Origin of the sequence: Pseudolysinimonas sp. (assembly GCF_051954455.1) — a bacterium.
Classification (GTDB): Bacteria; Actinomycetota; Actinomycetes; order Actinomycetales; family Microbacteriaceae; genus Pseudolysinimonas.
The window spans coordinates 1-13329 of sequence record NZ_JBQCHS010000019.1; the positions used below are offsets into that span (position 1 = coordinate 1).

15 protein-coding genes are annotated in these 13329 nt (G+C 71.9%); 14 read left to right on the forward strand and 1 reads right to left on the reverse strand.

The features are described 5' to 3' along the window. Window positions 1-66: 66 nt before the first annotated feature. From ACTHM3_RS08985 to nusB, 11 genes are all read left to right on the forward strand, one after another. Entirely contained in the window at window positions 67-294 is a 228-nt protein-coding gene (locus tag ACTHM3_RS08985; protein ID WP_440405751.1) for a hypothetical protein, read from the forward strand. 72 nt (window positions 295-366) lie between these two features. Then, window positions 367-3024, forward strand: a complete 2658-nt coding sequence (alaS, locus tag ACTHM3_RS08990) for an alanine--tRNA ligase (RefSeq protein ID WP_440405752.1) — start codon at window positions 367-369, stop codon at window positions 3022-3024. A gap of 6 nt (window positions 3025-3030) precedes the next feature. Beyond that, window positions 3031-3498 (forward strand): Holliday junction resolvase RuvX, encoded by a 468-nt coding sequence (gene ruvX, locus ACTHM3_RS08995; RefSeq protein ID WP_440405753.1) that lies wholly within the window; start codon window positions 3031-3033, stop codon window positions 3496-3498. 3 nt (window positions 3499-3501) lie between these two features. Then, entirely contained in the window at window positions 3502-4893 is a 1392-nt protein-coding gene (gene mltG, locus ACTHM3_RS09000; RefSeq protein WP_440405754.1) for an endolytic transglycosylase MltG, read from the forward strand. Further along, window positions 4890-5693: a shikimate dehydrogenase family protein gene (locus tag ACTHM3_RS09005; RefSeq protein ID WP_440405755.1), complete on the forward strand. Its 804-nt coding sequence runs from the start codon at window positions 4890-4892 to the stop codon at window positions 5691-5693. Before mltG ends, ACTHM3_RS09005 begins: the two co-directional genes overlap by 4 nt. A 36-nt stretch (window positions 5694-5729) precedes the next feature. Continuing rightward, the gene (gene aroC, locus ACTHM3_RS09010; RefSeq protein WP_440405756.1) at window positions 5730-6953 is read left to right on the forward strand and encodes a chorismate synthase; all 1224 of its coding nucleotides are present in this window, start codon (window positions 5730-5732) and stop codon (window positions 6951-6953) included. Beyond that, complete coding sequence (locus ACTHM3_RS09015; RefSeq protein WP_440405757.1) at window positions 6950-7447, forward strand: shikimate kinase; 498 nt, start codon at window positions 6950-6952, stop codon at window positions 7445-7447. The genes aroC and ACTHM3_RS09015 overlap by 4 nt, the downstream gene beginning before the upstream one ends. Continuing rightward, on the forward strand, window positions 7426-8532 hold the full coding sequence (gene aroB / locus ACTHM3_RS09020; RefSeq protein ID WP_440405758.1) for a 3-dehydroquinate synthase: 1107 nt from the start codon (window positions 7426-7428) through the stop codon (window positions 8530-8532). Before ACTHM3_RS09015 ends, aroB begins: the two co-directional genes overlap by 22 nt. Next, window positions 8529-8990, forward strand: coding sequence for a type II 3-dehydroquinate dehydratase (locus tag ACTHM3_RS09025; protein ID WP_440405759.1), 462 nt, complete (start codon window positions 8529-8531; stop codon window positions 8988-8990). Before aroB ends, ACTHM3_RS09025 begins: the two co-directional genes overlap by 4 nt. A gap of 21 nt (window positions 8991-9011) precedes the next feature. Continuing rightward, window positions 9012-9575 carry an elongation factor P gene (gene efp, locus ACTHM3_RS09030; RefSeq protein ID WP_440405760.1) on the forward strand — a complete coding sequence of 188 codons (564 nt, stop codon included), beginning with the start codon at window positions 9012-9014 and terminating at the stop codon, window positions 9573-9575. A 12-nt stretch (window positions 9576-9587) separates the two neighbouring features. Continuing rightward, window positions 9588-10028, forward strand: a complete 441-nt coding sequence (gene nusB, locus ACTHM3_RS09035; RefSeq protein WP_440405761.1) for a transcription antitermination factor NusB — start codon at window positions 9588-9590, stop codon at window positions 10026-10028. 12 nt (window positions 10029-10040) lie between these two features. On the opposite strand, the gene ACTHM3_RS09040 is transcribed toward nusB, so the two are convergent. Then, window positions 10041-10490 carry a MarR family winged helix-turn-helix transcriptional regulator gene (locus ACTHM3_RS09040; protein ID WP_440405762.1) on the reverse strand — a complete coding sequence of 150 codons (450 nt, stop codon included), beginning with the start codon at window positions 10488-10490 and terminating at the stop codon, window positions 10041-10043. Window positions 10491-10595: 105 nt separating this feature from the next. Between ACTHM3_RS09040 and ACTHM3_RS09045 the strand changes: the two genes are divergently transcribed. From ACTHM3_RS09045 to ACTHM3_RS09055, 3 genes are read left to right on the forward strand one after another with little or no spacing between them, the layout of a single operon-like run. Continuing rightward, entirely contained in the window at window positions 10596-11408 is an 813-nt protein-coding gene (locus ACTHM3_RS09045) for an ABC transporter ATP-binding protein (protein ID WP_440405763.1), read from the forward strand. Next, the gene (locus ACTHM3_RS09050) at window positions 11405-12472 is read left to right on the forward strand and encodes an aliphatic sulfonate ABC transporter substrate-binding protein (protein ID WP_440405764.1); all 1068 of its coding nucleotides are present in this window, start codon (window positions 11405-11407) and stop codon (window positions 12470-12472) included. Before ACTHM3_RS09045 ends, ACTHM3_RS09050 begins: the two co-directional genes overlap by 4 nt. Beyond that, a complete protein-coding gene (locus ACTHM3_RS09055; protein WP_440405765.1) occupies window positions 12469-13311 on the forward strand; it encodes an ABC transporter permease in 843 nt (280 codons plus the stop codon). Before ACTHM3_RS09050 ends, ACTHM3_RS09055 begins: the two co-directional genes overlap by 4 nt. Window positions 13312-13329: the final 18 nt, after the last annotated feature.

A 13329-nucleotide genomic window follows, 5' to 3' on the forward strand; every position in this document is an offset into this window, starting at 1 on the left:
GTCCACCAGGATCCGCCGACGAGAGGCCCCGGGTTCGCCCGGGGCCTTTCGCGTAGGGTGGAGCGCATGAAGGGCTTCCTGCTTCTCCTCATCGGCGTGGCCGCCGGGTTCGTCGTCGCCCACCAGGTCTCGAAGACCCCGCAGGGTAAGCAGTTCTTCGAGAGCGTCGACGCCAAGGCGCGCGAGTTCGGCGACGCGGTCGTCGACGGCTACAAGGCCCGCGAGTCGGAGCTGCGCGAGGTCGTGGCGGACGCGCAGGCCGCCGTCGTCGACATCACCAAGCGAGCCAAGTAGTCCGCGGCGCCGGTGCAGCACCGGCGGCCCGGACGCCCCATCTCATCCCGACCGCCCGCGTAGGAAAGCACCGTGCAGACCGCTGACATCCAACGCCGCTGGCTCACCTTCTTCGGTGACCGCGGCCACACCATCGTGCCCTCGGCGTCGCTCGTCAGCGACGACCCGTCGATCCTCTTCACGATCGCCGGCATGGTGCCGTTCATCCCGTACCTGACCGGTGTCGTGCCGGCGCCGTACCCGCGCGCCGCCGACGTGCAGAAGTGCATCCGCACGAACGACATCGAGGAGGTCGGCAAGACCGCTCGCCACGGCACGTTCTTCCAGATGCTCGGCAACTGGTCGTTCGGCGACTACTTCAAGCAGGGCGCGATCGAGCTCGCCTGGGAGCTGCTGCTCACGTCGGAGTCGGAGGGCGGCCTCGGCCTCGACGAGAAAGACCTCTGGGTCACGATCTACGAGACCGACGACGAGGCCGAGTCGATCTGGCGCGACGTCATCGGGCTGAAGCCTGAGCGCATCCAGCGGCTCGGTGCGGAGGACAACTACTGGCACACGGGTCAGCCCGGCCCGGGCGGCCCGGACTCCGAGATCTTCTTCGACCGCGGCCCCGCCTACGGCCGCGACGGCGGCCCGGCGGCCGACGACAACCGGTTCATCGAGATCTGGAACCTCGTGTTCATGCAGGAGCTCATCGCCAACGTGACGTCGAAGGTCGACTTCGACGTCATCGGCCCGCTCCCGAAGAAGAACATCGACACCGGTGCCGGCCTCGAGCGCCTCGCCTTCATCAAGCAGGGCGCCGAGAACATGTACGAGATCGACCAGGTGCGCCCGGTGCTCGACATGGCAGCGGAGATGTCCGGCCGGCGGTACGGCGCGGACCACGACGACGACGTGCGGATGCGCATCATCGCCGACCACGTGCGCTCGAGCCTCATGCTGATGACCGACGGGGTCACCCCGTCGAACGAGGGCCGCGGCTACATCCTGCGGCGCCTCATGCGGCGCTCGATCCGCTCGATGCGCCTGCTCGGCGTCGACGCGCCGAGCTTCCGCGAGCTGTTCACGGCGTCCCGCGACGCGATGAAGGACGGCTACCCCGAGATCCTCGAGCGGTGGGACCGCACGGAGCGTCTCGCGCTCGGCGAGGAGGAGACCTTCCTCCAGACCCTCGCCAGCGGCACGACGATCCTCGACACGAAGATCGCCGAGACGAAGACCGAGGGCGGCGAGAAGCTGCCCGGCGACACCGCGTTCCTCCTCCACGACACCTTCGGGTTCCCGATCGACCTGACGCTCGAGATCGCCGAGGAGGCGGGGCTCACCGTCGACCGCGGCGCGTTCGACACGCTCATGGCCGAGCAGCGCTCCCGCGCGAAGGCCGACGCGAAGGCGAAGAAGCGGGCGCTGGCCGACCTCTCGGTGTACGGCGACTTCCGCGCCGCCGGCGAGACGGTCTTCACCGGCTACGACACCCTGACGACCGAGACGCGCGTGCTCGGCATCGTCGTCGACGGCCACCCGGCCGACCGGGCGTCGGCCGGCCAGGTCGCGGAGGTCATCCTCGCGGAGTCGTCGCTCTACCCGGAGTCCGGCGGGCAGGCCGCCGACGAGGGCACCATCGTGGGCACGGGCTTCGAGCTCGACGTCCTCGACGTCCAGCGCCCGGTCCCGGGCCTCATCAGCCACACGGTGCAGGTCCGCTCGGGCGAGGTCGCGGTCGGCGAGGTCGCGACGACGCTCGTCGACCCGGTTTACCGGCGCGGTGCGAGCCAGGCGCATTCGGCCACGCACCTCATCCACGCGGCGCTCCGCCAGACCCTCGGTCAGGAGGCGCACCAGGCGGGCTCGTTCAACCGCGCCGGCTACATGCGGCTCGACTTCTCGTGGAATCAGGCGCTCAGCCCGGCGACCCGCAGCGAGATCGAGGAGATCGCCAACAACGCGGTGCGGGACAACCTCGAGGTGGTGACCCGGATCCTGCCGATCGACGAGGCCCGCGCCGCGGGCGCGATGGCCCTGTTCGGCGAGAAGTACGGCGACACCGTGCGCATGGTCGACATCGGCGGCCCGTGGTCGCGGGAGCTCTGCGCCGGCATCCACGTCGGTCGCTCGAGCGAGGTCGGGCTCGTCAACCTCGTCAGCGAGTCGAGCGTCGGCTCCACCAACCGCCGTGTCGAGGCGCTCGTCGGCGCCGACGCGTTCCAGGACCTGGCGACGGAGCGCGCGATCGTGTCGCAGCTCACCTCGTCGCTCAAGATCCCGCGCGACCAGCTGCCGGCGCGCATCGAGTCGCTCGTGCAGGAGCTGAAGGCCGCCGAGAAGAAGATCGCCGCCTTCGAGGCGAGCCGGCTCTCGGGCCGCGTGCCCGCCCTCATCGAGACGGCGACCCGCGTCGGGCCCTACCTCGCCGTGGTCGAGGACGCGGGGGAGCTCGGCTCCGCCGACGACCTCCGCTCGCTCGTCACGAGCGTTCGGGAGCGTCTCGGCTCGGAGCCGTCGGTCACCGCGATCGCGGCGCGCGTCGACGGCAAGCCGTCGATCGTCATCGCGACCTCACCGGCCGCTCGTGAGCTCGGCGCCAGGGCCGGAGCCCTCGTCAAGCAGGCGGCGACGACGCTCGGCGGCGGAGGCGGCGGCAAGGACGACATGGCCCAGGGCGGCGGCTCGGACGCGTCGGCCATCGGCACCGCGCTCGAGGGCGTAACGGCCGCGCTGCGCGGCTGACCCCGGATGGCGGAGGTGCGGACGGGCATCCGGATCGGCGTCGACGTGGGCCGCGCCCGCGTCGGGGTGGCCCGCAGCGACCGCGACGCGCTCCTGGCCACGCCGATCGAGACGCTCGCCCGGGACGGCGCGCTCGAGGGGATCGCGGCGATCGTCGCGGAGCTGGGCCCGCTCGAGATCGTGGTCGGGCTCCCGCTCTCGCTCACCGGCGCCGATACGCCGTCCACGGGCGACGCGCGCGCCTTCGCCGGCGAGCTCGCGCGCCGCGTCGCGGTGCCCGTGCGGCTCGTCGACGAACGCCTGTCGACGGTCTCCGCGCAGCGCGAGCTGCACCGCTCCGGCCGGTCGACGAAGGCGTCCCGGGCCGTGATCGACCAGGTGGCCGCTGTTATCATCCTGCAGAACGCCCTCGACTCGGAGCGTGCTTCCGGACGTGCTCCGGGGGCTCCGGTCGATCCCGACGAAGGAAGCTGAGCCGTGGCCGAACCCAGCTGGGACGAGATCTTCGGCGGGCAGCCGCAGCGCCCGTCCGAGACGCCCGCGGCGCCGGAGCCCGTCTCCGAGGAGTTCCCGACGGCACGCCTGTCGGATCCCTACGCGGTCGCGGCCGCCCAGGCGAACGCCGCCCAGGCCCAGGCCGCGCGCGCGGCGGTGACGACGTCGACCGATCAGCCGCTCAGCCGCCGCGAGCTGCGGGAGGCCGAGGCGCGCGCGAACGGCGGCGCGGCCCAGCCGCCGGCTCCGCCGCAGCGCGGGCGGGGCCGTGGCCGCGACCAGGACCCGTATGCCCTCACCCGGCCGAAGCGCCGCTGGGGAGGGCTCGTCGCGCTGATCGTCGTCGTCGCACTCGTCCTCGGCGGCGGTGCGGTCGCCTGGTTCGGGTTCCACGACAAGGTCTGCAAGGTCCTGACGTTCTGCCAGGAGTCGATCGACTACACCGGGAACGGCGACGGCGAGAAGGCGACCGTCGTCATCCAATCGGGCGACATCGGCTCCGACGTCGCGAAGGAGCTGCAGCGCGCCGGCGTCACGAAGACGTACGAGGCGGCGTACCGGATCCTGCTGAAGACGAACCAGAGCTTCGAGCCCGGCAGCTACACCCTGCAGAAGCAGATGTCCGCCGCGGCCGCCCTCGCCGCGCTGAAGGACCCGAAGAACCGCGTGGTCAACAGCGCCGTGATCCGCGAGGGGATCACGGCGGAACAGGCCTACAAGCAGCTGTCGGTCGCCACCGGGAGGCCGGTCTCCGAGTTCGAGGCGGCCGCCAAGGACTATCAGGCGCTCGGCGTGCCCGCCGACTTCCCGAGCATCGAGGGCTTCCTCTTCCCGGCGACCTACTCGTTCGACCCCGGCACGACCGCCCAGGCCGCGCTGCAGAAGCTCGTCACCACGATGCAGCAGCACCTGCAGGCCGACGGGGTGCCCGCCGGCGACGATCTGAAGGTGCTCACGATGGCCTCCATCGTGCAGCGCGAGGCGGGCAGCGTCGCGGACATGGGCAAGGTCTCCCGGGTGTTCCAGAACCGGCTCGACAAGGGGATGCTGCTGCAGTCGGACGCGACCGTCTCCTACGGCACGGGCCGCACCGATCACGTGACAACCACCGGGACGGAGCGCTCCGACAAGAGCAACCCGTACAACACCTACGCGAATCCCGGGCTGCCGATCGGACCCATCGCGCTGCCGGGCGACGACGCCATCAAGGCGGCGATGAACCCGACGCCCGGACCGTGGCTGTACTTCGTCGCGGTCAACCTCAAGACCGGCGAGACCGTGTTCTCGACGACCCAGGCCGAGCACGACGCCGCGGTCAAGCAGTGGCAGGCGTGGTGCCGGCAGAGCGCCGAGAACATGGCGTACTGCCAGTGACCCGGCTGGCCGTCCTCGGCTCGCCGATCGCCCACTCGCTGTCGCCGGCGCTCCACGCGGCGGCGTACCGCGAGCTCCGGCTCGACTGGCGCTACGAGGCGATCGACGTCCCCGAGGGCGCGCTCGGCGCCTTCCTCAACACCCTCGACGACGACTGGCGCGGGCTGTCGCTCACCATGCCGCTCAAGCGCGAGGTGCTGCCGATGCTCACCGAGCGCAGCGCCCTCGTGGAGCTGGTCGGGGCCGCCAACACCGTGCTGCTGGGCGACGGGGTGCGGGGATCCAACACCGACGTCGACGGGATCGTGGACGCGCTCGCCGACCACGGCATCGTGCGCGCGGGTCGCGTGCACATCCTCGGGATGGGGGCGACCGCGGCGTCGACGCTCGTCGCGGCGGAGCGGCTCGGGGCCCCGGAGGTCGTCGTGACCGGACGTCGCGCGGCCGACGACGAGCTGCAGCGGATCGCCGATGCGCTGCAGCTCCCGCTGCGGTTCCGCGCCGTGGGCGATCCGGCCCCGGAGGGCGTCGACCTGCTGGTCAACACCGTGCCCGGCGATCTCATCGACGTGATCGAGGTCGACGATGCGGGCGCGTTCCTCGAGGTCCACTACGCGGACGGGCCGTCGCCGCGGACTCTGCGCTGGACCGCCGACGGGCGACCGGTCGTATCAGGTCTCGAGATGCTGCTGCACCAGGCCGTCCGACAGGTGCGGATCTTCGCGACCGGCGACGACGGCGCCGCGCTGCCCGACGAGCCGCGCGTGCTGACCGCCATGCGCGCCGCCGTCGGCCTCTGACATCGTCGACCCGAGTCCTCTGGAAGAATCGATCCCATGCTGCGCTGGTTGACCGCGGGGGAGTCGCACGGCCCCGAGCTGATCGCGATCCTCGAAGGGCTGCCCGCGGGCGTGCCCGTGACCGCGGACCTCGTGCAGGCCGACCTGCAGCGGCGCAAGCTCGGCTACGGCCGCGGCGCCCGGATGAAGTTCGAGCAGGACGAGCTGCACATCTCCGGCGGCGTCCGGCACGGGTCCACGATGGGCAGCCCCGTCGCCCTCCGCGTGGGCAACACCGAATGGCCGAAGTGGCAGGACGTCATGTCCGCCGATCCCGTCGATCCCGCGGTCCTGCAGACGGCCCGCGGCGCCGCGCTCACCCGTCCGCGCCCCGGCCACGCCGACCTGGTCGGGATGCAGAAATACGGCTTCGACGAGGCGCGCCCCGTGCTCGAGCGGGCCAGCGCCCGCGAAACGGCCGCGCGCGTCGCCCTCGGCGCCGTCGCGAAGAGCTTCCTCGGTGGGCTCGGCATCCGGCTCGTCAGCCACACCGTCGCGGTCGGCGCCGTCGAGGCTCCCGACGACGCGGCCCTCCCGCGCCCGGACGACGTGGCCGCCCTCGACGCCGACCCGATGCGCTGCTTCGACGCGGCGACCTCCGCCCGCATGGTCGCCGAGGTCGACGACGCGCACGACACCGGCGATACGCTCGGCGGCGTCGTCGAGGTCCTGGCCTACGGGGTGCCCCCGGGGCTCGGTGGCTACGGCCAGTGGGACCGCCGTCTCGACGCGCGCCTCGCCGAGGCGATCATGAGCATCCAGGCCATCAAAGGGGTGGAGGTCGGCGACGGCTTCCGCACCGCCCGCCGCCGCGGGTCCGCGGCGCACGACGAGCTCGTCGAGCTCGACGGGCTGATCACCCGGCTGAGCAACCGGGCCGGCGGCACCGAGGGCGGCATGTCGACCGGCACGCTCCTGCGGGTGCGCGCCGGGATGAAGCCGATCGCGACCGTGCCGCACGCGCTCCGCACGATCGACGTCGCCACCGGGTCGGCGGCTCCCGCCCACCACCAGCGCTCGGACGTCTGCGCCGTGCCCGCGGCGGGCGTGGTCGCCGAGGCGATGGTGGCGCTCGTCGTCGCCGACGCCGTGCTCGAGAAGTTCGGCGGCGACTCGGTGCCCGAGACCCGGCGCAACCTCGAGACCTACCTGGCCGGCATCCCGGAGCTCCTCCGCACCGCGACCGAGGCCGTGCCGGAGCCGGCGGCGACGGAGTCATGAGCCCGGCGCTCGTGCTGATCGGCCCGATGGGCGCCGGCAAGTCCCGGATCGGCAAGCGCATCGCGAAGCTTCTCGACGTGCCGTTCGTCGACACCGACAGGGTGATCGTCGCCGAGCACGGACCGATCGCGGTGATCTTCGCGGAGCACGGGGAGACTCGCTTCCGCGAGCTGGAGCGCGCGGCGGTGGCCGAGGCCCTGCAGGGCGACGGGGTGGTGGCGCTCGGCGGGGGCGCGGTGCTCGACCCGGCGACGCAGGCCGACCTCGCCGACCAGCGCGTCGTCCTGCTGACCGTGTCGGCGGAGGCCGTCGCGCCCCGCATCGCAGGAGGCGCGCGCCCCCTGGTGGCGGGCGGGATCGACGACTGGGTGCGCATCCGCGACGCCCGGATGCCGATCTACGAGCGGCTCGCCGACATCGCGTTCGACACGTCGAGCCGGCCCGCGACCACGATCGCCGAGGAGGTGGCCGCATGGACGCGGCAGAGCGCATGAGCGACGACACGACGGGCACCACGGAGATCCGCGTCGCGGGCACACCCGGCTACCCGGTGCTCGTCGGCCGCGGCATCTGGACCTCGGTCGCCGAGCACCTCGGCCCCCGCGTGCAGAAGCTGCTCGTCGTCCACCCGCCGACCCTGGCCGCCCGCGCCGACCAGCTGCGCGCCGAGCTCGGCGACCGCTATCAGGTGCTCCTGGCCGAGATCCCGGATGCGGAGGCCGCCAAGCGCGTGGAGGTCGCCGCGTTCTGCTGGCAGATCCTCGGCCAGACCGACGTCACGCGGTCCGACGCGATCATCGGCCTCGGCGGGGGCGCGACGACCGATCTCGCGGGGTTCGTCGCGGCGACCTGGCTGCGCGGCATCGACGTCGTCCACATCCCGACGACGGTGCTCGGCATGGTCGACGCGGCCGTCGGCGGCAAGACGGGCATCAACACCGCCGAGGGCAAGAACCTCGTCGGAGCCTTCTGGGCTCCGCGGGCGGTGCTCTGCGACCTCGACCTGCTCGACGGACTCGAGCGCAACGAGATCCTGGCGGGCTACGCCGAGGTGGTGAAGGCCGGCTTCATCGGGCAGACCGAGATCCTCGACATCGTCGAGGCCGACGTGGACGCCGCCACCGACCCGCGGACGCCGCAGTTCCGTCGCGCGATCGAGCTCGCCATCGAGCTGAAGGCGCGGGTCGTGGGGGAGGACTTCACCGAGCAGGGGCTCCGCGAGATCCTGAACTACGGGCACACCCTCGGGCACGCCATCGAGCACGCGGAGCGCTACCAGTGGCGGCACGGCGCCGCGGTCGGCATCGGCATGGTGTTCGCGGCGGAGCTGTCGCGGCTGACCCGCAACCTCTCGGAGGAGGGCGTCGCGCGGCACCGCCGGATCCTGGAGTCGCTGACCCTGCCGACGACGTACCCGGCGGGGCGCTGGCCGATGCTCCTCGCGACGATGAAGCGCGACAAGAAGGCCCGCGGCGACCTGCTGCGGTTCATCGTCCTCGACGACATCGGCCGTCCCACCACGATCTCGGGTCCCGACGAATCTCTTCTTTTCTCCGCCTACCAGGAGCTCGCGGAGTGACCGGTAACGTCGACGTCGTGACCCGGCGTGTGCTCGTGCTGAACGGACCGAACCTCGGGCGGCTCGGGAGCCGCGAACCCGACGTGTACGGCCACCAGGACCTCTCCGAGCTCCGGACCCGGCTCGCGGCCGCGGCCGCGGACGACGTCGAGATCGACCTCCGCCAGACCGACGACGAGGCCGAGCTGATCGGCTGGCTGCACGGCGCCGTCGACGCGGGGGAGCCGGTGATCCTCAATCCCGCCGCCTTCACCCACTACAGCTACGCGACCCGCGACGCCTGCGCTCTCGTGACGAAGGCCGGGATCCCGCTCGTCGAGGTGCACATCTCGAACCCCGCGGCCCGCGAGGAGTTCCGGCACACGAGCGTCATCGGCGCGGTCGCGACCGGCACCATCGCCGGGTTCGGGTTCGACTCCTACGTGCTCGCGCTCCGGGCCGTCGGCCTCGCCGCCTGAGCGCCGTTAGACTCTCCCCTCGTGGCTACGACGAACGACATCAAGAACGGCTCCGTGCTGAGCATCGACGGTCAGCTCTGGAGCATCGTCGAGTTCCAGCACGTCAAGCCCGGCAAGGGCGGCGCGTTCGTCCGCACCAAGATGAAGAACGTCATGAGCGGGAAGGTCGTCGACCGCACCTTCAACGCCGGCACCAAGATCGACTTCGCGACCGTCGACCGCCGCGACTTCCAGTACCTCTACAAGGACGGCGACGGCTTCGTGTTCATGGACACGAGCGACTACGACCAGGTCACGATCCCGGCGAGCATCGTCGGCGACGCCGCCCACTTCATGCTCGAGAACCAGACCGTGACGGTCGCGACCAACGAGGGCGAGCCGCTCTACGTGGAGCTCCCGGCCTCCGTCGTCCTCGAGGTCACGTACACCGAGCCGGGCCTGCAGGGCGACCGCTCGAGTGCCGGCACCAAGCCCGCGACGCTCGAGACCGGATACGAGATCCAGGTCCCACTGTTCCTCGAGACCGGCACGAAGGTCAAGGTCGACACCCGCTCGGGCGACTACCTCGGCCGCGTCAACGACTAGCCGGCAGCCCACATGAGCGCCCGCAGCAAGGCGCGCAAGCGCGCCCTCGACGTCCTCTACGGCGCCGACCTCCGCGGCCTGCCGATCGCCGACCTCCTCGCCGAGGAGCAGAAGCGCGCGACGGCCCGCCCGGAGCGCGAGTCGTCGTGGCCGTACGCCCGCGAGATCGTGACCGGCGTGGCCGACCACCTCGGCGAGCTCGACGCCGTCATCATCGAGAACGCGCACGGCTGGACCCTCGACCGGATGCCGGTGCTCGACCGCACGATCGCGCGGATCGGCGCGTGGGAGATCTTGTACAACGACGAGGTGCCCGACCCGGTCGCCATCGCCGAGGCGGTGGAGTCGGCGACCGTGCTCAGCACCGAGGACTCGGCCGGGTTCCTCAACGGCCTGCTCGCCGCGATCGCGCGCGCGAAGTCGGGCTCGCCCGCCCCGCAGCAGAGCGAGTAGGCGCCGGCGCGGCTAGATCGGGCCGTCGAGATCGACCGACCCGAGGTGCTCGAGCGCCGGGAGGGCCGCCTCCAGTGCCTGTCGGTCCGACCGGTCGAGCCGGTCGATCAGTCCGGCCAGGATGTCGGCGCGTGCCGAGCGGCGGCGCAGCACCTCGTGCTCGCCCTCCGGGGTGATCGAGATGAGGATCGAGCGCCCGTCCACGGGGTCGTCGGTGCGCGACACCAGCCCGCGGTCCTCGAGGTCGCGGAGCGTGCGGGTCATCGTCGGGGCGCTCACGAACTCCCGCTGCGCGAGGTCGCCCGGGCGGATCGACCCGACCCGGAAGATCGTGGCGAGCGCGTTCAGATGCCCCTGACCGAGACCCTCCCCGGCCGCCAGCATGCGGCGGTTGGCCCGCCCGATGGCGAAGGACAGCGCCCGCGCCAGGGCGGCGGTGGAGTCGTCGACAGGCTCGGCCATCCCCCCAGCGTACGGTCAGGTCGCGTTCTGTCCTCCCTCGGCGAGTGTGACGACGTGTGACGACCCGTTTTTGCCGGGCATCCCGCCGTTCCCTACCGTCGGGGGATGCCCACCTCCGCCGCGCTTCCCGTGCGCCTGCGCGACGTCGGCAAGCGGTTCGGGCCGCGACGCGTGCTCGGCGGGATCGACCTGGACATCACGGCGGGGGAGATCGTCGCGCTGCTCGGCCCCTCGGGCTGCGGCAAGTCGACCCTGCTCCGGCTGCTCGCCGGGCTCGACCACCCGGACGACGGGGTCACCCTCCTCGACGGCACCCCGGTCGCCGACGTCGACCAGCGCTGCGCGGTCGCGTTCCAGGAGCCCCGACTGCTGCCGTGGCGCACGGTGGAGCGCAACGTCCGGCTCGGCCTCCCGCGCGACGCGTCGGGCGAGGCCGGCTCGGAGCGCGTGCGCGAGCTCCTCGAGCTCGTGCAGCTCTCCGATGCGAGCGGGCTGCGGCCGCGCCAGATCTCCGGCGGGATGGCGCAGCGCGCCGCGCTCGCCCGTGCGCTCGCGCGCACCCCCGGCGTGCTCCTGCTCGACGAGCCGTTCGGGGCGCTCGACGCCCTGACGCGGCTCACGATGCAGGACCTGCTGCTCGACGTGCACCGCACCGAACCGGCCACCATCGTGCTGGTCACGCACGACGTCGACGAGGCCATCGCGCTGGCCGACACGGTCGTGGTCCTCGGGCCGCGCGCCGATGCGCCGGATGCCGGGTCCGGCATCCGCGCGCTCCACACCGTCCCCGGCGGGCGCCCGCGCGATCGCACCGACGCCCGACTGGCCGACCTCCGCGCCGAGCTGCTCGAGCAGCTCGGCGTGCCGAGCCACCACAGCCGCAGCACCCCATCCACCCCGAAGAGGCAGACCGCATGACCCCCTCGAAGACCACCGCCCTGCTCGGCGCTCTCGCCGTGACCGTCGCCCTGGCCCTCACCGGCTGCGTAGCGGGCGAGGGATCGCAGCAGAGCGCCGCGACGACGCCGAAGCCCGCCGCCTCCGGCGAGAAGCTCGGCGCGAACGGCTGGAGCGCGACGAGCCTCAACATCGACTACGCCACCTACAACCCGCTGAGCCTCGTCGTGAAGCAGGAGGGGTACCTCGAGAAGGCCTTCGGCGGCAAGGTCCAGGTCAACTGGGTGAAGTCGGCCGGGTCGGCGCCCGCGAACCAGGCGCTGCAGGCAGGCGCCATCGACGTCGGCTCGACCGCCGGCTCCGCCGCGCTGCTCGCCCGCAGCAACGGGTCGCCGATCAAGACCATCGACGTCTACGCCCAGCCGGACTGGTCGGCGATCATCGTCGGCAAGGACTCGAAGATCAGCTCACCGAAGCAGCTCGAGGGCAAGAGCATCGCCGCGTTCAAGGGCACCGACCCCTACTTCTTCCTGCTGCAGACGCTCGCCAAGTACAAGATCCCGCTCGACAAGGTCTCGATCCAGAACCTGCCCCACGCGGACGGCAAGTCGGCTCTCGAGAACGGCTCCGTGGACGCCTGGTCGGGTCTCGACCCGCTCCTGACGACGAGCGTCCTCACCGCCGGGTCGAAGGACATCTACGACAACCCGTCGTTCAACACCTACGGCTTCCTCAACGCCCGCGAGGACTTCCTGAAGAACTCGCCGGACCTCGCCCAGGCCGTCGTCGACGCGTACGAGGAGGCGCGCGTGTTCGCTCAGAAGAACCCGGACCAGGTCGCGCAGATCCTCGCCGAGGCCGCCGGGATCGACCAGTCGGTCGCCACCGAGACCCTGAAGCGCACCAAGCTCGACATCGACCCGGTGCCCGGCTCGGCGCAGACGAAGGTGCTCGAGGTGGTCGGCCCGATCTTCGTCCAGAGCGGCGACGTCGCCTCGCAGCAGCAGATCGACACCGCGCTCGGCTCCCTCTACGACACCTCCTTCGCGAAGAAGGCCGACCCGGAGGAGCTGCCGAACCAGTGACCGTCGAGCAGATCGAGATCGACCTGATCGCGCGGCAGCAGCAGCTGACCGCGCGATCGGTGCGCCGCGGCGCCGGACCACGGCGCTGGTGGACGATCGTGGGCGGCGCGATCATTCCGGTCGCCCTGATCGCGATCTGGTGGGCGGTCACGGCGAGCGGGGCGATCCCGGCGTACCGTCTGCCGTCGCCTGCCGCCGTCTGGAACGCGGCCGTCGATCTGCAGGTCAACCCGCTGCACCGCGGGCTGCTCTACACCGATATCGCGATCTCGACCCAGCGCGTGCTGATCGGGTTCGCGATCGGCTCCGTCGTCGGGCTCGTCCTGGGCTCGCTGGTGGGGCTCTCGCGCATCGTCAACGTGCTGCTGGCGCCCCTGATCGCGGCCCTCCGCGCCGTGCCGTCGCTCGCCTGGCTGCCGCTGCTCATCCTCTACCTCGGCATCTTCGAGACGCCGAAGATCACCCTCGTCGCGATCGGCGCGAGCTTCCCCGTGTTCACCGCTCTGGCCGACGGGCTCCGGCACGTCGACCCGCACCTCGTCGAGGTGGGTCGCGCCTTCGGACTCGGACGGCTGCGGCTGCTCACCACCGTGCAGCTCCCCGCGGTGCTGCCGGCGCTCGTCAGCGGGCTGCGGCTCGCGCTCGCGCAGTCCTGGCTCTTCCTCGTCGCGGCGGAGCTCGCGAACTCGTCCATCGGGCTCGGGTTCCTGCTCACCGACTCGCAGCAGAACGGGCGCGTCGACCGGATGTTCCTCGCGATCATCCTGTTCGCGATCCTCGGCGCGCTCACCAACGCGATCATCAGCGTGGTGGAGCGGTGGCTCTTCCGGCACCGCTAGAATCGTCGTGACACGACG

Excerpts from the sequence above, each read along its gene's own strand:
- aroB (WP_440405758.1), top strand. The coding sequence starts at position 7,426 with ATGGACGCGGCAGAGCGCATGAGCGACGACACGACGGGCACCACGGAG.
- aroC (WP_440405756.1), top strand. The coding sequence starts at position 5,730 with ATGCTGCGCTGGTTGACCGCGGGGGAGTCGCACGGCCCCGAGCTGATC.
- ruvX (WP_440405753.1), top strand. The coding sequence starts at position 3,031 with ATGGCGGAGGTGCGGACGGGCATCCGGATCGGCGTCGACGTGGGCCGC.
- ACTHM3_RS08985 (WP_440405751.1), top strand. The coding sequence starts at position 67 with ATGAAGGGCTTCCTGCTTCTCCTCATCGGCGTGGCCGCCGGGTTCGTC.
- ACTHM3_RS09050 (WP_440405764.1), top strand. The coding sequence starts at position 11,405 with ATGACCCCCTCGAAGACCACCGCCCTGCTCGGCGCTCTCGCCGTGACC.
- ACTHM3_RS09040 (WP_440405762.1), bottom strand. The coding sequence starts at position 10,490 with ATGGCCGAGCCTGTCGACGACTCCACCGCCGCCCTGGCGCGGGCGCTG.
- ACTHM3_RS09045 (WP_440405763.1), top strand. The coding sequence starts at position 10,596 with ATGCCCACCTCCGCCGCGCTTCCCGTGCGCCTGCGCGACGTCGGCAAG.
- ACTHM3_RS09015 (WP_440405757.1), top strand. The coding sequence starts at position 6,950 with ATGAGCCCGGCGCTCGTGCTGATCGGCCCGATGGGCGCCGGCAAGTCC.
- nusB (WP_440405761.1), top strand. The coding sequence starts at position 9,588 with ATGAGCGCCCGCAGCAAGGCGCGCAAGCGCGCCCTCGACGTCCTCTAC.